Here is a 20,661-nt window from a genome sequence, read left to right on the forward strand (position 1 = left end):
GAAGTTGACCTTTTGAGGGTCAACGTTGACCTTCGGAACCTCAACGTTGACCCTCAGAACCTCTCACATCACCCTTTCGCGCTCTTCTTTGCGCCTTTGCGACGCCAGTTGCTTCTCCTGTCGGAGACGCTGCGCGAACAAGTCGGCAGAGCCGCCCAACGCACTGGCTCACCTTTGCGTGAGACACAAAAATCTTATTTATTTGCACGCAGAGACGCAGAGACACAGAGAATTGACCTATCTTAATTACGAATTACGAATTATGAAACAGCCCCATCTCCTGCAACCCTTGGCGTAATCTCTTCGCCTCTTGTGGATTATGCTTTTCATGGAGGGCGATCGCTTTTTTAAAGGCTTTTAAGCTATCTTGGTGATTACCAACTTTTAACAACACCACGCCTAAATTTTGATACGCTTCAGCATAGTTAGGATTTAACTGGATAGCCTGTTGGTAAAAGGTGATCGCATCTGTAAATAAACCAAAAGCTTTGAAAATCATCGCCAGATTGTAATATCCAACAACAAAATTCGGATCAATCTTCAAAGTTGTGGCGTAAGCATTCTTCGCACCCTCGAAATCTCCTGCGGCTTTGAGTAAGTTACCCAGATTGTTATATGCTCCTAATTTCAGCATCGGATAAATCGGTAACTTAATCGCAGTTTGATAGTGAGAAATAGCCTGTTGGGTATTTTGCAACCGACTGTAGGCAATGCCTAAGTGGTAGTGGAGTTCATACAAAATATCGTAGTTTTCATCACTAGATGCGATTCCGCGTTTCAGCAACTCCATTCCTTGAGGAATTTTACCAATCTCCACATACAATGCCCCTAATTTACTGCAAACATAGGGATCATCGGGATGAGTAGCGAGAAAACCTTCCATCGCTGCTGCGGCTTTAGCGTATTTATTGTTTTGGGCGATCGCAGTTTTTTGATATCCTGAGTGGAGAATCGCCACCCCTGGTAAATAACCTACTTGCCAATCAGGTTCTCGATCTAAAATTGCCGTAACGCTGTCATCTACCAGAGCGTGATAAGGACGTTCAAAGCGAATATCTGGATGATTGCGGAATAATCTAGAAACTAAAGAATAAGGTGATTGTTCTGCACCGACTTCTTGGCGGACGAGGTTGATTAGTAGGTATTCGTCCCTGGCGATCGCATCTCGCAACAGCGGTACAATTTCTCGTGTTAAAGTCTCATCAGCATCTAATACCAAAATCCAGTCACCAGTGACATATTTTAGAGCAGCATTACGAGCAGCACTGAAGTCATTACACCATTGAAAATGATGGACTTTTGCACCAAATTGTGCAGCAATATTGGGAGTGCGATCGATTGAGCCTGTATCTACCACTACCATCTCATCTACAACATTTTTCACACTGTTTAGGCAGTTAGACAGTGTTGTTGCTTCGTTTTTCACAATCATGCACAGACTCAGACTCATAAGCTAATCGTTATTTTATTTACTCTTATAGGGTCAATAAAGATGCTATGGCGTTTCCAACTTCAGTGACATACAAAATAACCCCTCCCCAACCCTCCCCAAAGCATTGGCTACGGTGTACACACAAGTCTGAAACAGGCTACTCATCTGGGTTTAAGTGTCGGTTTTACCCCACCCTAACCCTCCCCTTGGAAAGGGGAGGGAACTAGATTTCTTTTTCCCCCTTTATAAGGGGAGCCACTGCGTTGCGGAGGTTCCCTCCGTTGTAGCAAGTGGCGTGGGATTAAGGGGGGTAATTCGACTTGTGTGTATACCGTAGCTTACCAAGAGGAGGGTGCGCGACAGCGCGGGTGGGGTGATTTCATGTGCCTGGTAATTGCTGTAAACACTGATAATACAAACTATGTAATGTGTTTTCAGGTTTGGTCAAAACTGCCAAATTAAATTATGTGCAAAAATCAAGATTAACGAATCAGTAAGTTAGAAGTGCTGAGTAGTGAAACTAACCCTGTCAGATGGAACCGCAACATTGAGTTTTCTTTGTGTCTTAGTGGTTAATCAAAATTTATGTTTGAACGACAAAGACACCTAGACGCGATAGCGGCTTCCCGCAGGGTAGACACTAAGTATAAGCATCAAAGTTAGGTGACTCAAGACTTTTTGGGTAATTCTAGGAGGAAGGGTAAATTTAATGCTGGGTCAAATCGTGGGTGGACGCTACCAAATTCTCACTCAACTAGGACGAGGAGGGTTTGGCGCGACTTTCTTAGCTCAAGATATACAAAGACCAGGGAATCCCCATTGTGTTGTTAAGCTATTTCAACCAATCTCTAACGATGCATACACTTTACAGCAAGCAAAACGTTTTTTTGACTTAGAAGCAGCTACCCTGGAAGTCTTAGGAAAGCATGACAACATTCCCCAATTATTAGCTCACTTTGAAGAAAACCGAGAATTTTTTTTAGTTCAGGAATTTATTCCCGGTCATGACATTAGTGAAGAAATACCTCCCATAGGTAACCTATTAAGTGAAGCTGAAGTCATTCAACTTTTAAAAGACATTTTGGAAGTTTTAGTATTTGTTCATCAAAATAATGTTATTCACCGGGATCTTAAACCGGCCAATATTCGCCGGAGAAATTTAGATAACAAGATAGTACTAATTGATTTTGGCGCAGTCAAACAAATCAGTACTCAAATGGCTAATTCTCAAGGGCAAACAACTTATACCGTTGCTATTGGTACTCATGGTTATATGCCAAGCGAACAAGCCAGTCAAACCCCACAGTTAAGCAGCGATATCTATGCAGTAGGAGTTATTGCCATCCAAGCTTTAACAGGGATAAATCCTGTTGCTTTTGGTGGTCAGGGATTACCAAGAAACCATGATACAGGAGAAATTGATTGGCATGAGCAAGCACAAATAAGTCCGCAGTTACGAGAGATTATAGACAACATGGTGCGCTATGACTTCCGTCAACGTTATCCTACAGCAGAGGCGGCATTGCAAGCTTTAACAACCCTCGGTCATGTACCAGTAACTACAATTACACAGAAATCTCTATCATCTTTACCAACCAAGAAATTGCTCATTGGTGGAGGAATCCTAGCCGCAGTTGCTACAGCTATTGTCTTGTTATCTCAATTTACAACACCAACACAAAAATTTCTTACATATCAAGATTCTAATAATGGGATAAAGATAAAATATCCGGAAGGCTGGGAAAGACAAGATATACCAAACCCTGTAACTCAAGAATTAGTGACATTCTTGTCACCTAAACAAAGTGATGCTGATAAGTTTAGAGATAAGCTGACTATTAGTACAGAAACTTTGTCTAGCACTTTAGATGAATCTAGAGATTTATTTATTCAAGAAATCAAGAATAGTCTACCTGAAGCTAAAATCGTGAATACCAGTGAAACAACTATGGCAAACAAAAGAGCAAATAAATTAGTTTTTACTGGCAAAGATGGAGAAAATAATTTAAAAACTCTGCAAGTTTGGACTTTAAAAAATGATAAGGCTTATGTCATAACATATACAGCAGCCATAGATGATTATGATAAGTTTGTGCAAACAGCAGAGAAAATGATTCAATCATTTGAATTTGAATAATTCTGTTAAAACGAGAGTGCTACTTGATAGGGTTAAATATTTTTGGATTTGGAAGCCCCTAAACACTCATCCAGCAAGCTCAAAGGTTCATTCACAAAGCTCAACCAATAAACCTTTGGCAAAAATACTCAAGCCTTTTTTCTGAGATCCCGTGTCTGTGTTTCCTTGTTCTAGAAAAAGGTTAAGAGCTTTCTGGAAATCAGCGATCGCTCCTTGCTTATCTAGGACTAAAATTAAAGATGCTCGCCGCAGATATTGATGCAGCGATCGCATTTATGTAATTATTAGTTCTTGGCGAAAGAATACTCTGAAAACTGACTACTCTTGAAGCTGTTTAATTAACTCCAGTGTTTCTTGATATTTATCTGTGTTTCCTTGTTCTAGAAAGAGATTAGCGGCTTTTTGTAAATCAGCGATCGCTCCTTGCTTGTCTCCCAACTTAGAGCGGGCTATCGCTCGATAAATGTAGGCTTCTGTATCGTTAGGCTTAATTCGCAGGAATTGATTGAAATCAGCGATCGCCTTTTGGTGGTCTCCTATTCTAGAGTAGGTATCACCACGGTGGTAGTAGGCATCAGCAAGGTTAGGATCAATCTGCAAAGCTTTGGTGTAATCATCAATTGCCCCTTGCTTGTCTCCCGATTCAGAGCGGGCTAACCCCCGAACAACGTAGGTATAGGTATAGTTGGGTATAATTCGTAAAACTTCGCTGAAATCTGCAATTGCTCCTTGAAAGTCTCCCAAGTAATACCGGGCAGCCGCCCGACCACCGTAGGCTGGGTCTAAGTTGGGATTAATTTGCAAAGCTTTGGTGTAATCAGCAATTGCGCCCTGCTGATCTCCAGCCTTGTAGCGGATAAAGCCTCGACTTGTGTAGGCTAAGTCATCTTTGGGATTAATTTGCAAAGCTTTGGTGTAATCGGCGCTCGCTCCCTGATTGTCTCCCAACTCCTGGCGAGCAACTCCACGCTTGTAGTAGGCATTGGCATAGTTGGGATTAATCTTGATAGCTTGGTTAAGATCAGCGATCGCTCCTCTAAAATCTCTCTTTTTATACTTATCTCCAGCCTGAATGTAGAAGTCATCAGCTTTCGGTGCTGTCGCTATTTTCGTAATGGGAGGACTAACGCCTGTATCCACTCCAGCTTTAGCCGACAGTCTCAAAAAGGTATTGATGGGAATCCCTAAATTAAAACCTGATTTGACATAGGCAACTGTGGAATTGATTTTCGAGGTTTCAATGTCTGCTTCATCTGCTCTACCATGAACTCCAATCAATTCACCTTTTTCATTCAACACCGGGCCGCCGCTCATCCCCGGTAACGTCACATTGCTATATACCAAGGCATAGCCGTCACGCAAAGGTTTAGAAGCATTAGCAGTAATCCGCCCATCGGTGAAATTGTAAATTGTGTTGGAAATTGCTGCTGTTGTTTGTGGAAAACCAGCTACATAAGCGGTTGTCCCTTCTGCGGATTCATCCGAGTTACCGATTTTAGCAACAGCGTAACTTTGGTTGCTGGTAAACTGCACAATGGCTAAGTCTACATCTGGCAACTTTTTCACCGTGCTGTAATTAAGTAGATAACGCTGACCATCTGGGGTAACAATTTCATATTTAGCTTGAGCTTCTACCACGTGCTTAGCAGTCAAGACGGTGTAAGTATTACCGTCTTTTTTCAGAATTACCCCAGTACCAGAGCCATTTTTATTGTCAATCTGCACAGTAATTGCTTTGGCAAGTTTCGCTACCTCAGTTGAGGATAGTGCCACAGCAATTTGTGGTTGCACAAGCGCGATTGTTACTCCAATGATTGCTGGTGCAAGTGCATAATTAAATTTCATTATTTAATTGCCAATAGGTGTTGTAATAATTCGTAATTCGTAATTAAGACACATTAAAAAAGGTTTGAGATAAGCCTATTCGATAACTTTATCTTATTCCAAAAATAATACTTATACCAATTCAATTAATGATTGCAACACATCCTTGGGTGAAGACGCGATAAATCGCGTCTCTACAAGCATGAAATTTGTACGAACAATATTTAAATGTATTAGATTAAATATCACTTTCTGAATTACGAATTACGAATTATTCTCGTAGTTTCTAACAACTTAACGCTGGCATAAATAGCATCAATATGCGGTGTAGGAATCTGAGTCAGTTTTCCCAATTCTGCCACCGCCCCGACAATGGCGTCTATCTCTGTAGAGCGTCCGGCTTCAATATCTTGTAGCATTGAGGTTTTGTGAGCGCCGACATTTTCCGCACCATTAATTCGCTGTTCCAAGCTAATACCAAATTTAATACCTAACTTCTCGGCGATCGCTTGGGCTTCCAGCATCATTTGCCGTGCCAATTCACGGGTGAGCGGATATTGACAAATGCGCTCCAAGGTAGCACCAGTGAGGGCGCTAATCGGATTAAACGCCACATTTCCCCATAATTTAATCCAGATTTCTGTGCGAATTTGATTACGGATTGGAGCTTTGAATCCTGCTTGCTTTAGAGATTGCGCCAATAACTGAATGCGTTCCGATTTAGAACCGTCGATTTCACCAAGAGTAAAGCGATCGCCTTCAATATGTTTGATTACACCTGGTTCAACTATCTCAGTTGCTGGGTAAACAACACAACCAATCGCCCGTTCAGCACCGATATGAGCTTCAATGATTCCATCTGGATCAACAGACTGAATGCGCGTACCTTCATACTCACCGCCATGCTGCCGGAAGTACCACCAAGGAACACCATTTTGGGCAGTCACCACCATTGTGTGAGAATTATAGAGAGAAGAGAGAGAAGGAGCGAGCGCAGCAACACTGTGAGCCTTCACAGTCAGAATTACCACATCCTGGGGTTCCACCTCCTGAATGTCGCTGGTTGCCAGAGTGGGAGTAGCTACTTGACTTGAGCCATCTGCCAATATCAGCCTCAGACCATTTTTTTGGATTGCTTGAAGATGAGAACCACGAGCAATCAGCGTCACTGCTTCACCAGCCAGTGCTAACTTCGCTCCCAAATAACCACCTATTGCACCCGCACCAACAATACAAATTTTCATTTTGTCATTTGTCATTTGTCATTGGTCATTTGTCATTTGTCATTGGTCATTGGTCATTGGTCATTTGTCATTTGTCATTGGTCATTTGTCATTTGTCATTCGGAGTACTGAGTAGTAAGTTTTAATAGTTATTATTCTCTCCCTTGTCCCCCTTGTCTCCTCACTCCCCACTCCTCACTCCCTACTCCCTACTCCCTACTCCCTACATTAAGTAACTTCGCCATAGCCAGCCGTTGCAATTTACCTGTGGCTCCACGAGGTAATTGCTCCAGAATGTGAATTTGCTTTGGAATTTTGAAGTCTGCAAGCATCGTTGAGCAGTGATCTAAAAGTTCTTTTTCGCCGACTTCTGCTTTGAGGACAACAGCCGCGTGGATATCTTCTCCCAAAGATTTATGGGGTACTGCAAATGCCAGGGCTTCGGCAACAGCAGGATGACGCAGTAAGACATCATCTACTTCTAAAGGAGAAATTTTTTCTCCACCGCGGTTAATCAATTCTTTAATGCGCCCTGTGAGGCGGAGATAGCCATCTTCATCTAATACGCCCTGATCACCTGTACGAAACCAACCATCAACAAAAGCAGTAGCATTCGCTTCTGGATTATTTTCATAGCCATCAATAACATTAGGTGCTTTTACCACTACCTCGCCTAAGCTTCTTTGGGGGAGTAGGCTGCCTTCAGTGTCCATAATGCCAACTTCTACACCGAAACCATAGCCGACTGTACCCGGTTTACGCATTTTTGGCGGTAAGGGATTGGTCGTCATCAAGTGAGATGCTTCGGTCATGCTGTAAGATTCCAGCACGGGAGCATTAAGGGTTTCTTCTAGTTGCTCAATGATAATCGGGGGTAAAGGAGCGCTACTAGAACGAATGAAGCGAAAGGGGTTAGCTTTGACAATTTCTGTGTTGCGGCTAGCGCGTGCCAAGATAGTTTGGTGCATGGTGGGTGCTGCTGAGTACCATGTAGGTTTAAAATTTGCCACCAGTTTCCAGAACTCTAGGGCATTAAAACCATTGGGGCAAACCAGTGTGCCACCAGATGCCAAAGTTGCCAGCAAACAACCGACCAGTCCGTGAATGTGGAACAGTGGCATCAGACAAAGTGTAGTGTCATCTGCTGACAGGGAGTAAGCACCAATAATGTTATTGGCTGAGGCAATTAAGTTACGATGGCGAATCGGGACACGTTTCGGGCGACTAGTAGTGCCGCTGGTGTGCAAAATCATCGCTACATCATTAAGGCTAGGAGAGTGGGTATTTAGGGATTCTATTGATTCTGAAGGTGTTTTGACTAATTCAAAGCTTAAGCTGCCATCAGTGTTAACCCTAGCATTGATTAACTTCATGTTAGGTGTGGCAGCGGCAATGGCTGCTTCTGGCAACTCAGATAACGTAATCAGCGCTTTTGCCTGAGTATCTTCGTAGTAGAAGGCAAACTCTTCTTGTTTATATTTGGGATTTAGGGGTGCAGCTGTGCCACTCAGGGCAGCAGCTAAAAAACTAATTGCCATTGGCGAACCGTTAGTCATGGCAATAGCTATGCGTTCTCCCCGTTTTAATCCAAAGCTATTGAGTTGGGATACCAGTTGAATAACATTCTCGCGCAACTGTTTATATGTTAGTGATGCTCCGTCAGGTGTCACTAGGGCTGGATGATTGTCTTCCCCTGCTAAAAGCTCAAATAGATTCATTGTTCTGCAAACTTGTTAATAGATGATCAACTTAGTTCAACGACAAAGAACACACCACGGATAATATCAGAGTAATTCGTAGTTCCTAGTCAGTAACTTGTAATTAATTCAGGTTTTAATCCCTTAAATTAATTTATAAAAAGTCAAAAGATGTATTCCGGAAGATTTGGCTTTCGCCTTCTCACTTTTTCACGAGAAAATATGCTGTAGCATATTCAGGCAACTGGCTAATATATTGCCCAAATGCTTTTTGATTAGGAAAAATTCCTGCTAAAAAATCGAGTTGATAAAGATTGGGTAGAAATGCTCCGCCTGTATCGGCGATAACTCCCATTCGCAAATACTTGCGTCCACCTTGAGTATGCTCAATAATAATCACTTTACCTAAACCGATGTTGAGAACATCTCCAGCAAAAGTCACTCCTGGTTTGATGGAAATTTTTGCATCTATCTTGTAACCATAGCCTTTGATAGCATCAACTTTTCTAAAATACCAATAACGCTTTTGTGCTGTTGCTTTTAATCCGCGAATGTAAGACATTCCATTATTTCTATCTACATTGAAAAATGCTTTGGAGCCATCAGTAAAATTAATCAGTATTGTTCCCTGCATTAGCGCTTCTTCTAAACCATTGCGTGTCAGATAAGCCAAGGGTTCAACTTTACCAAACTCTCTGCCCCCTGGTTCGTAGATACCTGATAAAACATCTTGTTTTGTATATCTAGTGTAGAACTTATCAGGAGTGGAGTTTCCTTTTAAGCTATAAATTGGGATATTATAAGTAGAGGTTTTCGTGCGAGAGCCAGGATGAATAAATACAGCATATTTGGTAATTCGCAATTGCTTTTGACTTTTTATCTTTGGATTATAGGCATTCCATTTAATAACTCGAAAATGAGTATTGATAAATTTAGGGTCTTGTAAACGAGTTGCTCGATTTTGAGCAATGTCTTCTTGTAAGACAGTAATCATGAAATCCAAAGTCTTGAGAATATCTGGTACAGTCACGCCTTGAGTTGTCAGCAGCCCTGTACGTTGAATATCAGGGTCTTCTGAAGAATATGTTTGAAAATATTTCCTAGTATTTTGGAGAACGGTTAATAAATCTGCTTGGTTAAAATTTACTTTAGTCGTTGGCAACTGCGTTGGAGTTAAAATCTGATTACCATTAATACTGAACTTATATTTTTTCCACTCATCGATGACTGGATAGGATTTAGATGCTAATGCTAGAGAATTTTCAAATGAAGATATATCTTGCTTGTTGGTAGTGTTATCAGATGTTGAGTGAGCAATCAAAGAATTCTGAAATGTTTCACCTGTAGTATTAGCTAGGATTGAAGTAGAGGAAATATTTAATTCTGATAGAGGGGAATTGTTCGGTTGAGTAAAAGATAAGTTCTGTGTAGGCTGATTTTGTTGGGTTTGCTGTTGATTTTTTGAGTGGATATATGAATAGAAATTGGCTACACCAATCATTGAAACAGCGGCAATACCTAAAGTGAAGTAAATCTTTTTGCTAGATAGTATACTCATAAATTCAAAAATAAGCTTTTACTGACTAATTTGATAATGCACCAATCGTGTGTATCCCAGAAATAATGATGGGAACCTAGTCTAACGTAGTATTATACCCCCGTAACTCTCATACTAATTTGTAATTTTTGAGGCAATCACTCCACTTGGAGTAACCGCCTGCTGTTGGAGTAGCCTACGCTTTGCACTCACCCGTAAAGGCCTTCTCCCAAGGTCAAAGCTGCGCTTAGCTGGCTTCCCCGTAGGGCTATAGGTACGTCTAAGTCACAAAACGACACCAAGGCGTTAGCAAAGTTCCTCTGCAAGAGGCACGCTTAGGGATTTCCAATTAAAAAAATATCTAACCAATTATCGTAGGAAAGCCAGTGCGTTGCAAAGAGAAGTTGTAGCAACTAGCATTGTGTTAACGCGACAGGCTAATGCACTTTGTATCCTGATTTATTTGGCAGTAGAGATAATTAAAGTGGTTAATAGTTGCCCTGTTTTCGAAGACAGTGCAAACTACAAACTTTAATTGATTTATGTCTACTTACTTAAATGTGTAAATGTTACATAAATAGAATCAAATGTTACTGTAAGCGATCGCACTTCACCGTTTAATCATCAATAATCTTAAAAAAATCTAAAAACTATGTTAATCTCCGTTAATTTAAATTTACCTAGATCACCTCGTTTGGTGACTTCTTTACCTGGGCCGCGTGCTAAAGCAATTGTAGAACGCGATCGCGCTGTAACTTCTCCTTCGTACACCCGTGACTACCCCTTAGTTGTGGCTCGTGGTGAAGGCTGTATGGTAGAAGACGTTGATGGTAATGTGTTTCTCGACATGACCGCAGGTATCGCCGTCACCGCCACCGGACACGCTCACCCAGAAGTTGTTAGGGCAATTCAAGAACAGTCAGCGCGTCTGCTGCATATGTCGGGAACAGATTTTTATTATGAACCGATGGTAGAGTTAGCAGAACAATTAGCTGTTCGCGCCCCCTTTCCTAGTCCGCAACATGGCGAAAGTACGTTTCCAGCAAGGGTGTTTTTTACTAATTCCGGCGCGGAATCCAACGAAGGGGCAATCAAACTAGCTCGATATTACACCAAGCGATCGCTCATTGTGGCATTCTTAGGGGCATTCCACGGACGCACCTATGGGGCAATGTCTCTCACTGGTTCCAAAGCAGTGCAGCGAGCTAACTTTGGGCCTTTAGTACCTGGGGTAACTCATATCCCTTACGGTACTCACGCTAGCCTGGATTATCTAGAAAAACAGCTATTTACAACAACTTTACCACCCCAGGAAGTAGCAGCAATCTTCGTCGAGCCAATTCAAGGAGAAGGGGGCTACATAGTCCCAGAAGATGGCTTTTTACAGAGAATTCGGGAAATATGCGATCGCTATGGCATTCTGATGGTAGTCGATGAAGTACAAGCTGGCATGGGGCGTACTGGGCGCTTATTTGCGATTCAGCATTGGGGTGTTATGCCTGATATCATTACCACCGCTAAAGGTATCGCCAGCGGTATGCCTCTTGGAGCAATTCTTTCACGCCCTGAGTTAATGACTTGGCCTCCCGGTTCTCACGCTACCACATTCGGCGGTAATCCTGTGGGTTGTGCTGCTGGTATTGCTACTTTGCGGCTACTGGAAGGGGGCTTGATGGCAAATGCCACCCAGATGGGAGAATTATTACAAGCTGGTTTAACCCAATTGCATGAAAGATTTCCGAGAATTTCGCCGCCTAGAGGTAAGGGTTTGATGGTGGCGGTAGATTTATGGGATGAAGAGGGTAATTTTGATTCTAAGTTGCGCGATCGCATTATCCAAGAAGCTTTCTTTAAGGGCTTGTTATTACTCGGTTGTGGAAAGGCCGCAATTCGTTTCTGTCCACCTCTAGTTATCGATAATAACCAAATTCAAATCGCCCTTGAGATTATCAGCGAGGTTTTAAGTTCTTAGAAGCTGAAGTAGAAGTAGTAGAGGGGAATTGCTGGCTCTATATTTTGTTTATTTTTCAGCAGCCTCTCTTATCCAAAACATAGTCCAGTAAAGAGTTAAGGTTTTCAGTAGGGAGTTAAAATCTTTAAATAATCAATTATGAATTATGCGTAAGCTTAACTAATTCTGTTACGGTAGTACCTGTTCATGTAGCCAAAGTAATTATTTATGTTTAACTGCAACCGTCAGCAGAATAGTGACAGTTTACATGAGTTTGCCAGCAAAAAAACAAGCTCTCCAGATGATATAGCAAGGAATTGTGACTTATATCCTGAGAAAAAATCTATTTATTAATTAAGTATAAAAATTTCAAGGCGATGTTGGTAGTTAGGATTTTTTAATGATTCCCAGTTCATTTTTACTATGCGTCAGATTTTCCCAAAGGGTTTCTATCTGCTCGTAAGCTTCTTCTAGAGTAAGCTTACCAGATGTTTCTAAATTGGTAATATAGTCTAGTTTTTGAGAAAATTCTTGAAGATTGGCACTAAATAGTAAGTACTCTGGCTTAACTTCACCATAGTAGCGACTGCGAGGATAAATAAATCTGTTTTTGTCTTCTTGATGAGCTTGTGTCATCGGTTCACTCCTTATTTGTTATTTTTGCACAACAAATGATAGCTAACTAACTTAAAAAAGTAAAAGTTATGTTGCACATCATATTTATGAGATCAATATCATTGAATGCATTTTAATTATTTTCAAAATTACTTGCATACTCTAGCATAAGTAAAGCTGTATGCTTATTTTTATTCTTGAGTGTAGTCAGATAGTTATCAGCATACCGAAAAGCAGATGCACAATCGTAAGCTGCAATAGCTATAGCTTGAAAGAAAACCTTGGTAGGAATTTCAAACTCTAAAAGTTTTTCACTTAAAATCAATAACTCGCTATCTGTGGCAGGCAAAGCACTTTCTTCTGACCACTCTGGCTCATTAAACATATCTTCAATTAATGCTAGTGACATATTGAACATTCCTTAAATTAAAAGATGTAAAGCTGGCAATAAAATTAACTTACTGTAAGCGTGATTGTAAGTTAGCTAGGAGTTCAGTAAACAACAAGTATCGAGTTTTGTATGTGAAACTTGTTTCCAGTTTTCAGGCATCTGTGTTGCTCACTTAAGCTAGATTTGTATAAGCAACATTGTAAAGATGCTATAGCGCCTTAATGAATTAGATGAGTGTAGTTTTGCTTATAAATAGGAATCAGCGTAACTGTATTTCTGCGGGATTTATGAAGGTAGGATATGAGACTATCAGCGGATTTACGTAAGCATTTATCAATCTTTTGCTCATCTCGGTTTTCAGTAATTCTCTGTAAGAAAATTTTAAATACTGATAAACTATTTCTTGAGATTGGCGTTTAGGCTAAAACAGTTGAATTTAGACTAAAAAATGCAAGTATTATTTAATACTCGCACCAGTTGGCTGAAGCGAAGAAAAGCATTACCAACTCTCAGCCGCCAGAATAAAACTTGACAAACTTAAAGGAATTCGTAAAGCAGCTTACAAATATTTGGTAAAAGCCCGTGATGCAACGTTTTAGCTGATAGATACTCTCTTTTAACCCGTAATACCAGTTCAATTTTTACGTCATACAGATATGGTTGCTAGGGACAAGCACTAAGTAGCCTGACAGAATGTCATTACGAATGGAGTGAAGCTTAATGTAGGCATTCGCATAGCGTCTCGTAGAGAAGCCTTCACGCAGGGTCGCAATCGTAAGGGTTAGGATTGCTTCTCTTTGTTCGCAATGACTGTAAATATTTTTGTTTATTTACTTATCTCCTACAGCATTTGCTCATACCTTGCGAGCGACAATACCATACATTAACGGCAGATTTGGCACATCTTCAGGCGGAAACCACCGTCTTCCAGGAGTTTCATGCATCCGCTCAAAAAGCTTACAACCATTAGAATAAGGGTACTCTTGCAAGACTTCCAAAGCCAGTCCAGCTTGCAATAATGCGGTGACTATCTGGCCAATACTCCACTGAAACTCGTGAGAACGGTGGGGATTGCAAAAATTTTCAATACCCGTTTCATAATCTGATAAAGACAATCCATCACTAGAAGCAGCCACATAATCGCTTATGCCGTCTTCCCAAGTCAGAGGTTTTCCATTACTAAAATAAGGAAATTTGTGGCTCCAATCCCTATCAAAAATCATCGCGACAGGATGGAATTCCACAATAACAAAGCGCCCACTAGGTTTAAGAATAGCTGCGATTCCCTTCGCCCAAATATTAATATCAGATATCCAACAAACTGCTCCGTAGGAGGAAAATACAATATTAAACTGTGCTTTTTTCTTAATTGTCTCTGCTAACCAATCAAATATATCTGCACGATAAAATGTAGCTGGTATCCCGGATTCTTCTGAAAGTTTTTGAGCAAAGTTTATCGCTTCATCACTAATATCCACGCCAGTCATCACAGCACCAAGTTGAGCCAAACTCAAAGTGTCTTGACCAGCATTACACTGAAGATGAACCACTGATAAACCAGCAATATCTCCTAAAAGTTCTTTCTCTTCAGGAAAAAGTGTATTTCCACCTTCTCGAAAAAACTTTGCCTGATTACCTTTATGGCTATTGTGCGCCTTAGTCGCTTCATTCCAAGATAAACGGTTCTCTTCGTGAAGTTCTTTTCTTAAGGGTGCATTCGTCATAATTAAGCATTAACTTAGTAGGAGGTTGAGTAGAAAAATTATGACACCCAACCTACTCTAATGTATTATTATTTCTTTGCAATTATCCAAACTGCGTGAATAATTCCAGGAATATAACCAAAAAGTGTCAAAAGGATATTAATCCAAAAGTCTAAACCGAAACCTACTTGTAAAAATACTCCCAGAGGCGGTAGGAAAATGGCACACAAAAGACGAACTATATCCATATAAACTTCTCCCTAATCTCAAAATGAACAGGTTTTTGGTGCTGTAACTCACCACTGTTCAAACATATTTGTACTTCTTCAAGATAACATTGCCATTAACGATTAACATCGCTGTTGAGATGCGGTAAACCGCACTCATTAACCACCGCTAATTTTGGCTTTGTAACCTAGTTTGGTTAGGATATCGAGAATTTTCTGCTTGTGTTCGCCTTGAATTTCTATTTCATTCTCTTTAACAGTCCCACCTGTCCCACACTGGGTTTTCAACTGCTTCACCAAATCTGCTAAGGTTTCTGGTTTTGCTTGAAAACCGCTAATCACTGTGACAGTTTTGCCTTTACGCCCGCTGCGGGTAGCTTGTACTCGGAGGTTTTGTTGTTGCGGAGGTAGTTCGGGAATTGGTCTTTCTATCGCGGCTGAGTTGTCGTTGCCAAATTCGCGGTAGATAAAGCGTTTGTCGGAGGGTTTTGAATTGGAAGAAGACATAAAATCTTGCTTAAGGAAAAATTTAGAGCAGTAGTGACTTCTAAATACCCATTGTGCTTGGAAATCAACTTCTAGGCTAACATCATCCATGATTGCAATAAACTAAAAAGTAACCCAGTTGTAGGTATTAGTAGTTTCGCTATCCTCCTAAAGAATTACTTCTCGGCACTGTATTTGTTAGTAAAATCTCATCTTCTATCTGCCTGAGACTTTCTTATAATAATGAAGTCCGTCCCGTCATTGAAATCAGCCTGTGACTACTACTCCACTTTCTGCAACTTCTCCGTCAACTGCCCAATTTCCCGATACACAAGGACGCTTTGGCCGCTTTGGCGGTAAGTATGTTCCGGAAACACTGATGCCTGCTCTTGCTGAACTAGAAACAGCTTATCAGCAATACCGTAATGACCCAGGTTTTCAAGCAGAACTACAGGAGTTGTTGCGGGATTATGTGGGACGCGCTACACCATTATATTTTGCCGAGCGCCTGACCACTCATTATGCCAGACCAGATGGCACAGGGGCGCAAATTTACTTGAAGCGTGAAGACTTAAATCACACTGGCGCTCACAAAATTAATAATGCCCTTGGTCAGGTATTGTTGGCAAAGCGCATGGGCAAGCAGCGAATTATTGCCGAAACGGGTGCTGGACAACATGGAGTTGCTACAGCAACAGTTTGCGCTCGTTTTGGTCTGGAATGCATAATCTATATGGGCGTTCATGATATGGAACGCCAAGCTTTGAATGTGTTCAGAATGCAGTTGATGGGGGCAGAAGTACGTCCGGTAGCTGCGGGGACGGGAACCCTCAAGGATGCAACTTCTGAGGCGATTCGCGATTGGGTGACGAATGTTGAAACTACTCATTACATCCTGGGTTCAGTAGCAGGGCCTCATCCTTACCCGATGATGGTGCGTGATTTCCATGCAGTGATTGGGCAAGAAACTCGCGCTCAAGCCCTTGAAAAGTGGGGTGTGTTGCCCGATATTCTCATAGCTTGTGTGGGCGGTGGTTCCAATGCTATGGGATTGTTCTATGAGTTTGTTAATGAAGCTTCTATCAGGCTAATTGGAGTTGAAGCAGCTGGGGAAGGTGTCAATACCCAAAAACACGCCGCTACCTTGACAAAAGGACAAGTTGGTGTATTGCATGGGGCAATGAGCTATCTATTGCAGGATGAAGATGGACAAATAATTGAGGCACACTCAATTAGTGCAGGGTTAGATTATCCTGGCGTTGGCCCGGAACATAGCTATTTAAAGGATATTGGGCGTGCTGAGTACTACAGTGTAACGGATGCAGAGGCTTTGGCAGCGTTCCAGCGATTGTCTCGCTTAGAAGGTATTATCCCAGCATTGGAAACGGCTCATGCGATCGCTTACCTGGAAACCCTCTGTCCTCAACTTAGCGGCAGTCCTCGGATTGTAATTAATTGCTCAGGACGAGGTGATAAGGATGTACAAACAGTAGCTAAATTTTTAAATCCTGCGTAAATAGAAGCTAAATTCCCAGGAGAAAGCACTGATGGATCAACAATTCCAACATTCCATGTTGCCACAACCCACTCACGATGAGTTAGCACGGCAAAACTTTGTACAAAGTCTGAAAATGCACATTTTTAGGAATGTTGCTCCAGGTATTAAAGTAGTTTATGAAAAACTAGCGCAGCCGAAGTTTGAACAACAACATCAGCGTCTTCCCCAAAACCGTCATGAAATTCGGGAAGTAATGCAGGATCAACCGCATTACCGTTGGTTCAGTGCGCTAAAGCGGATTAACCAGGAAATATTATGGGAGTCGGTTAACACAAGTGTTAACAGACAACTGCCAGAATTAATTGAGCGTGCCAAAGACAAGAGTGGTCAACTGGGTACTTTAACTCTCGACCCCAATTTTAAAATACCCTCTTATCAAACTGCTGTAGATATTCACTGTATGCCAGGAGGATATCACAGTGAGTTCACCGCTGACGATGTAGCTGCTGGTGCAACATATGACCGCGGGGCTTACGTTTATGGTTTAGGTTGGTTGGGGCCGCTGAACGATGACATGGGACAGTCCATAGTCCAAAACTACCTGCTGCAAGAATTTCCCGACTTTCGACCCCAGAGAATTCTTGACATGGGCTGTTCTATCGGCAATAGCACATTGCCCTACGTAGACGGCTATCCAGATGCGGAAGTTCATGCCATAGATATAGGCCCAGCAATGTTGCGTTACGCTCATGCCAGGGCAGAATCTTTAGGAAAACGCGTACATTTTTCACAGCAAAATGCTGAACACACCAACTTCCCAGATGGATCATTTGACTTGGTGGTTTCACACATTTTGCTGCATGAAATTCCCCCGCCAGTTGTGCGTAAAGTGATGCAAGAGTCTTATCGTCTGCTGGCTCCCGGCGGAATGATGCTTCATGTGGAAGCACCTTTGTATCATCACATGGATACCTATTCACAGTTCATGTATGACTGGGAAACAGCTAACAACAACGAACCTTTTTGGAGCGCTGTACGCGACCTAGATTTAGTTGCTCTAGCCGCTGAGGCTGGTTTTGCAGCAGATAAAGTATTCGAGAAGTTTGTCCCTAACGGCGCATGGAAACCAAAAGTAGCCAATGGCAAATCAGACAGCCGAGGTACTTGGTTTGTATTAGCTGCAACTAAGTAGGGGACTGGGGATTAGGGATTAGGGATTGGGAATAAAGGAGATAATTTAATCACTAATGACTGTTGACTTTTAACTCCTGTACAGACGCGTAGACGCTCGAAGAGCGGCTTCTTGTAAGAGTATAATCGCGTCTGTACTCGTAACTCCTAACTCAGCACTTTCAACCTAGAGGTAGTGAGGATGGTAAAGACAGCCAAGGGTAAACGACCTGTTTACTTCGATGACTCCCAAATCGATAATTTACTGGCGATTGTCATAGCTTTGACAGGGGAGGTATCCGTATTGCATGAGCGGTTGGATACCATAGAACGGTTGCTAGCGGCTAAAGATGTTTTATCTGCTGCCGATATTGAGGCTTATAAACCAGACGACGAGGTAGCCAAACAACGCGAGCAGTGGCGGGCAGACTATATTGCACGGGTATTGCGCGTACTACAGGAGCAGCTAGACACGCTTTAGACTATCTCTAGCAGTCTTCTTTTGGATATACATAATACTCAGTAAGGGCGTATAGTTAACTGTGCGCCTTTACTATATTCTATTGAATTGAAATGATTTAGAAGTTACGCACTCACGACGTAAAGTCAAGGTTTGAGGTTGCTTGTCTACGAGAGGCTACGCCAACGCAATGACGTAATCTCGTTACGGTGCGTAAGTTAGATGATTTAACATTTATATCTTAGTTGCTCTACTATTCAACTTCTACTTATGAGTTGAATAGTCAACTTTGTTATACCAATTTAAATATCGATTGCAGCAGATAGGGCGCTCAAAGTAATTACTAGTAACTCTTTAATAACCCAAAATCCATATTGGAAAGTCTGTGTAGAGGAAATCGCCGCTTAGACTTTCCGCAAAATCCAAAATAATAAAAGTTGTTCAATCAACAGAAGTGTGATTAGATAATGTAAAAATTTACTTTCAGCAAATGATAATGATTAGAGCAACAATCTATAGCATCGCTTTAGGGACTATTGTTCTCAGCAGTGGAGCGATCGCTATTACTGTACCAACTCAAACTTCTACGCTGAAGTCTTCAGTGGTATCAGGTGATAATCGTCAAATCATTGCACAATCTAGTATCAATACTAGTACTATAGAAGAATCAATTTTCCGAGAAATTAATAACCACAGAAGTTCTCAGAATCTGCCAACGCTATTACGTAATTCTGCTAGCGATAATCAAGCAAGGATTCACAGCCAGGATATAGCAAACGGTAAAGTCCCATTTGGACATACCGGATTTCAACAGCGAGTTAAAGCGATCGCTATTCCCTGTATAGCCGCTGGCGAAAATGTCGCTTACAACCAAGGATATAGTGACCCTGCAAAACAAGCTATTGAAGGCTGGCTCAACAGTCCAGGTCATCGCCGTAACATTGAAGGAAACTACAATTTAACCGGCATTGGTGTTGCCAGAAGTGCTGATGGCAAAATATACTATACAGAAATTTTCCTTAAGATATAGGCTTTGCAAAATTGAAGTTTTTTCTAAAATTGACGAAATCCTCTTGCAGTATTTAGAATCTATAGCGATTATCCAAACGACACTGCCCTTTGGACAATCGCACTCGATACTGAAATAATGGAATTATTGCCGTAGGGCGATCGCTTGTCTGTTTGCAGAGATATTTCTGCATCTCAAACAGATTAAACTGGCTGCTGATGCTGGTTTATTTCTTCTCAATTGAAGGTTAAGTATAGGCATTTATTTGTGGTTTGATATCAAACAGATAGACTGATGTGAGATGTTTACTGCTTAGCGAATTACTTCTAAATCTACAGATGAACATCTTTTATTTCTATCACAGGTAAAAACTATCAAAGAACCATCAGGGCGTATTTGAAATAAAAAATTATCAGGAATATAAGTAGGGTGTCGAAGAGTAGTACCACCGTAAACAGGATTATATCCTAATAAAATTAATCCACTAGATGAAGACTTCAATTCCATTGTTTGATCTACAACATCAGGTTTACCTGTATTGGGATTAAAATAGCGGGTTCTCGTGGTTCCAGAATACCCTTGCATTCTCAGAATACTTTCATAAATAATTCCATCAATACTAAATGTTAGTTTCCAGTTTCCATACAGTGGAGAATTAGGTTCTGTAAGTTGGGCAATAGTAAATGATGAAGGTTGAGAAGCTGCTGTAGAAGGTGCGCTAACAGAGGCTTTTACTGATAAACCTTGAGCATTTACTGTCTTTATACTAAAAAATCCAGCTCCCAACGCTAAAAATCCTATCGATATAATTTGTTTGAAATTCATATCTAGTTTTTCTCCTCAGAAATATTACTGGTCAATTGCAAACGCTAAAAGTTTGCTACAAAACGATTTATCCCAATTCCGGATTGGAAAGGGTTTGTATAAAAAATTAAATTTTTAGAAATCGGCTTTTCTTAGCGTGAATAAATATTTTATTGTCATGGTTTTATGCTATGATATTGCGCTGCTAGGGCTAAAAGTCCAATCAAAACAGCTTCTTTTAAATTCACTTTTGTTTTTCTCTAAATTACTATTGTTGATTTAGTTACAAACAATAAAAAACTTGTAATAGCAGCTAGGAGTTTAATTGAGCAACAACATATACTGCTATTTGCAGCCTTAAAATAAAACAATCACGATTTATGTGATTTTATATACATATCATAAGTTGACTCGAATCAATCTATAATTTTTTATGTATAAAAAATAGATAATAAAAATTAAATTTAATAAATTGTTTTTGCAAATTTTTATCTGGA

General features: G+C 41.0%; 19 protein-coding genes. 7 read left to right on the plus strand and 12 right to left on the minus strand.

Going from position 1 to position 20,661, the window contains the following annotated elements; genetic code table 11:
• Positions 1-12 precede the first annotated feature (12 nt).
• Complete coding sequence (locus WKK05_RS15995; RefSeq protein ID WP_341530594.1) at positions 13-246, plus strand: hypothetical protein; 234 nt, start codon at positions 13-15, stop codon at positions 244-246.
• A gap of 7 nt (positions 247-253) precedes the next feature.
• Here the strand turns inward: WKK05_RS15995 and WKK05_RS16000 are convergent, their stop codons facing one another.
• Positions 254-1,450: a tetratricopeptide repeat protein gene (locus WKK05_RS16000; RefSeq protein WP_341530595.1), complete on the minus strand. Its 1,197-nt coding sequence runs from the start codon at positions 1,448-1,450 to the stop codon at positions 254-256.
• Positions 1,451-2,141: 691 nt separating this feature from the next.
• On the opposite strand from WKK05_RS16000, the gene WKK05_RS16005 reads away from it, so the two are divergent.
• Entirely contained in the window at positions 2,142-3,569 is a 1,428-nt protein-coding gene (locus WKK05_RS16005; protein WP_341530596.1) for a protein kinase, read from the plus strand.
• Between the two features lie 87 nt (positions 3,570-3,656).
• On the opposite strand, the gene WKK05_RS16010 is transcribed toward WKK05_RS16005, so the two are convergent.
• The 5 genes from WKK05_RS16010 to WKK05_RS16030 form a co-directional block, all read right to left on the minus strand.
• Positions 3,657-3,842 carry a hypothetical protein gene (locus WKK05_RS16010; protein WP_341530597.1) on the minus strand — a complete coding sequence of 62 codons (186 nt, stop codon included), beginning with the start codon at positions 3,840-3,842 and terminating at the stop codon, positions 3,657-3,659.
• Positions 3,843-3,887: 45 nt separating this feature from the next.
• Entirely contained in the window at positions 3,888-5,414 is a 1,527-nt protein-coding gene (locus tag WKK05_RS16015; protein ID WP_341530598.1) for a tetratricopeptide repeat protein, read from the minus strand.
• A gap of 236 nt (positions 5,415-5,650) precedes the next feature.
• Positions 5,651-6,652, minus strand: coding sequence for a 2-dehydropantoate 2-reductase (locus WKK05_RS16020; protein WP_341530599.1), 1,002 nt, complete (start codon positions 6,650-6,652; stop codon positions 5,651-5,653).
• Between the two features lie 173 nt (positions 6,653-6,825).
• Positions 6,826-8,334 (minus strand): acyl--CoA ligase, encoded by a 1,509-nt coding sequence (locus tag WKK05_RS16025; protein WP_341530600.1) that lies wholly within the window; start codon positions 8,332-8,334, stop codon positions 6,826-6,828.
• A gap of 181 nt (positions 8,335-8,515) precedes the next feature.
• Positions 8,516-9,871, minus strand: a complete 1,356-nt coding sequence (locus WKK05_RS16030; protein ID WP_341530601.1) for a hypothetical protein — start codon at positions 9,869-9,871, stop codon at positions 8,516-8,518.
• 631 nt (positions 9,872-10,502) lie between these two features.
• Here WKK05_RS16030 and WKK05_RS16035 point away from each other — a divergent pair.
• Positions 10,503-11,822 (plus strand): acetyl ornithine aminotransferase family protein, encoded by a 1,320-nt coding sequence (locus tag WKK05_RS16035; protein WP_341530602.1) that lies wholly within the window; start codon positions 10,503-10,505, stop codon positions 11,820-11,822.
• A gap of 366 nt (positions 11,823-12,188) precedes the next feature.
• On the opposite strand, the gene WKK05_RS16040 is transcribed toward WKK05_RS16035, so the two are convergent.
• The 5 genes from WKK05_RS16040 to WKK05_RS16060 form a co-directional block, all read right to left on the minus strand.
• The gene (locus tag WKK05_RS16040; RefSeq protein ID WP_341530603.1) at positions 12,189-12,437 is read right to left on the minus strand and encodes a hypothetical protein; all 249 of its coding nucleotides are present in this window, start codon (positions 12,435-12,437) and stop codon (positions 12,189-12,191) included.
• 112 nt (positions 12,438-12,549) lie between these two features.
• Positions 12,550-12,825 (minus strand): hypothetical protein, encoded by a 276-nt coding sequence (locus WKK05_RS16045; protein WP_341530604.1) that lies wholly within the window; start codon positions 12,823-12,825, stop codon positions 12,550-12,552.
• Positions 12,826-13,661: 836 nt separating this feature from the next.
• Entirely contained in the window at positions 13,662-14,531 is an 870-nt protein-coding gene (locus WKK05_RS16050) for a class I SAM-dependent methyltransferase (RefSeq protein WP_341530605.1), read from the minus strand.
• Between the two features lie 68 nt (positions 14,532-14,599).
• On the minus strand, positions 14,600-14,758 hold the full coding sequence (locus tag WKK05_RS16055) for a YqaE/Pmp3 family membrane protein (protein WP_341530606.1): 159 nt from the start codon (positions 14,756-14,758) through the stop codon (positions 14,600-14,602).
• 138 nt (positions 14,759-14,896) lie between these two features.
• The gene (locus tag WKK05_RS16060; RefSeq protein WP_341530607.1) at positions 14,897-15,244 is read right to left on the minus strand and encodes a translation initiation factor; all 348 of its coding nucleotides are present in this window, start codon (positions 15,242-15,244) and stop codon (positions 14,897-14,899) included.
• A gap of 253 nt (positions 15,245-15,497) precedes the next feature.
• Between WKK05_RS16060 and trpB the strand changes: the two genes are divergently transcribed.
• The 4 genes from trpB to WKK05_RS16080 all read left to right on the plus strand — a co-directional run bounded on the left by trpB (position 15,498) and on the right by WKK05_RS16080 (position 19,381).
• Complete coding sequence (gene trpB / locus WKK05_RS16065) at positions 15,498-16,739, plus strand: tryptophan synthase subunit beta (RefSeq protein ID WP_341530608.1); 1,242 nt, start codon at positions 15,498-15,500, stop codon at positions 16,737-16,739.
• Between the two features lie 31 nt (positions 16,740-16,770).
• Positions 16,771-17,913 (plus strand): class I SAM-dependent methyltransferase, encoded by a 1,143-nt coding sequence (locus tag WKK05_RS16070; RefSeq protein ID WP_341530609.1) that lies wholly within the window; start codon positions 16,771-16,773, stop codon positions 17,911-17,913.
• Between the two features lie 180 nt (positions 17,914-18,093).
• Complete coding sequence (locus WKK05_RS16075) at positions 18,094-18,372, plus strand: hypothetical protein (RefSeq protein ID WP_341530610.1); 279 nt, start codon at positions 18,094-18,096, stop codon at positions 18,370-18,372.
• Between the two features lie 475 nt (positions 18,373-18,847).
• On the plus strand, positions 18,848-19,381 hold the full coding sequence (locus WKK05_RS16080) for a CAP domain-containing protein (protein ID WP_341530611.1): 534 nt from the start codon (positions 18,848-18,850) through the stop codon (positions 19,379-19,381).
• Positions 19,382-19,672: 291 nt separating this feature from the next.
• On the opposite strand, the gene WKK05_RS16085 is transcribed toward WKK05_RS16080, so the two are convergent.
• A complete protein-coding gene (locus WKK05_RS16085; protein WP_341530612.1) occupies positions 19,673-20,185 on the minus strand; it encodes a hypothetical protein in 513 nt (170 codons plus the stop codon).
• Positions 20,186-20,661 lie beyond the last annotated feature (476 nt).

Source organism: Nostoc sp. UHCC 0302 (assembly GCF_038096175.1).
Lineage (GTDB): Bacteria > Cyanobacteriota > Cyanobacteriia > Cyanobacteriales > Nostocaceae > UHCC-0302.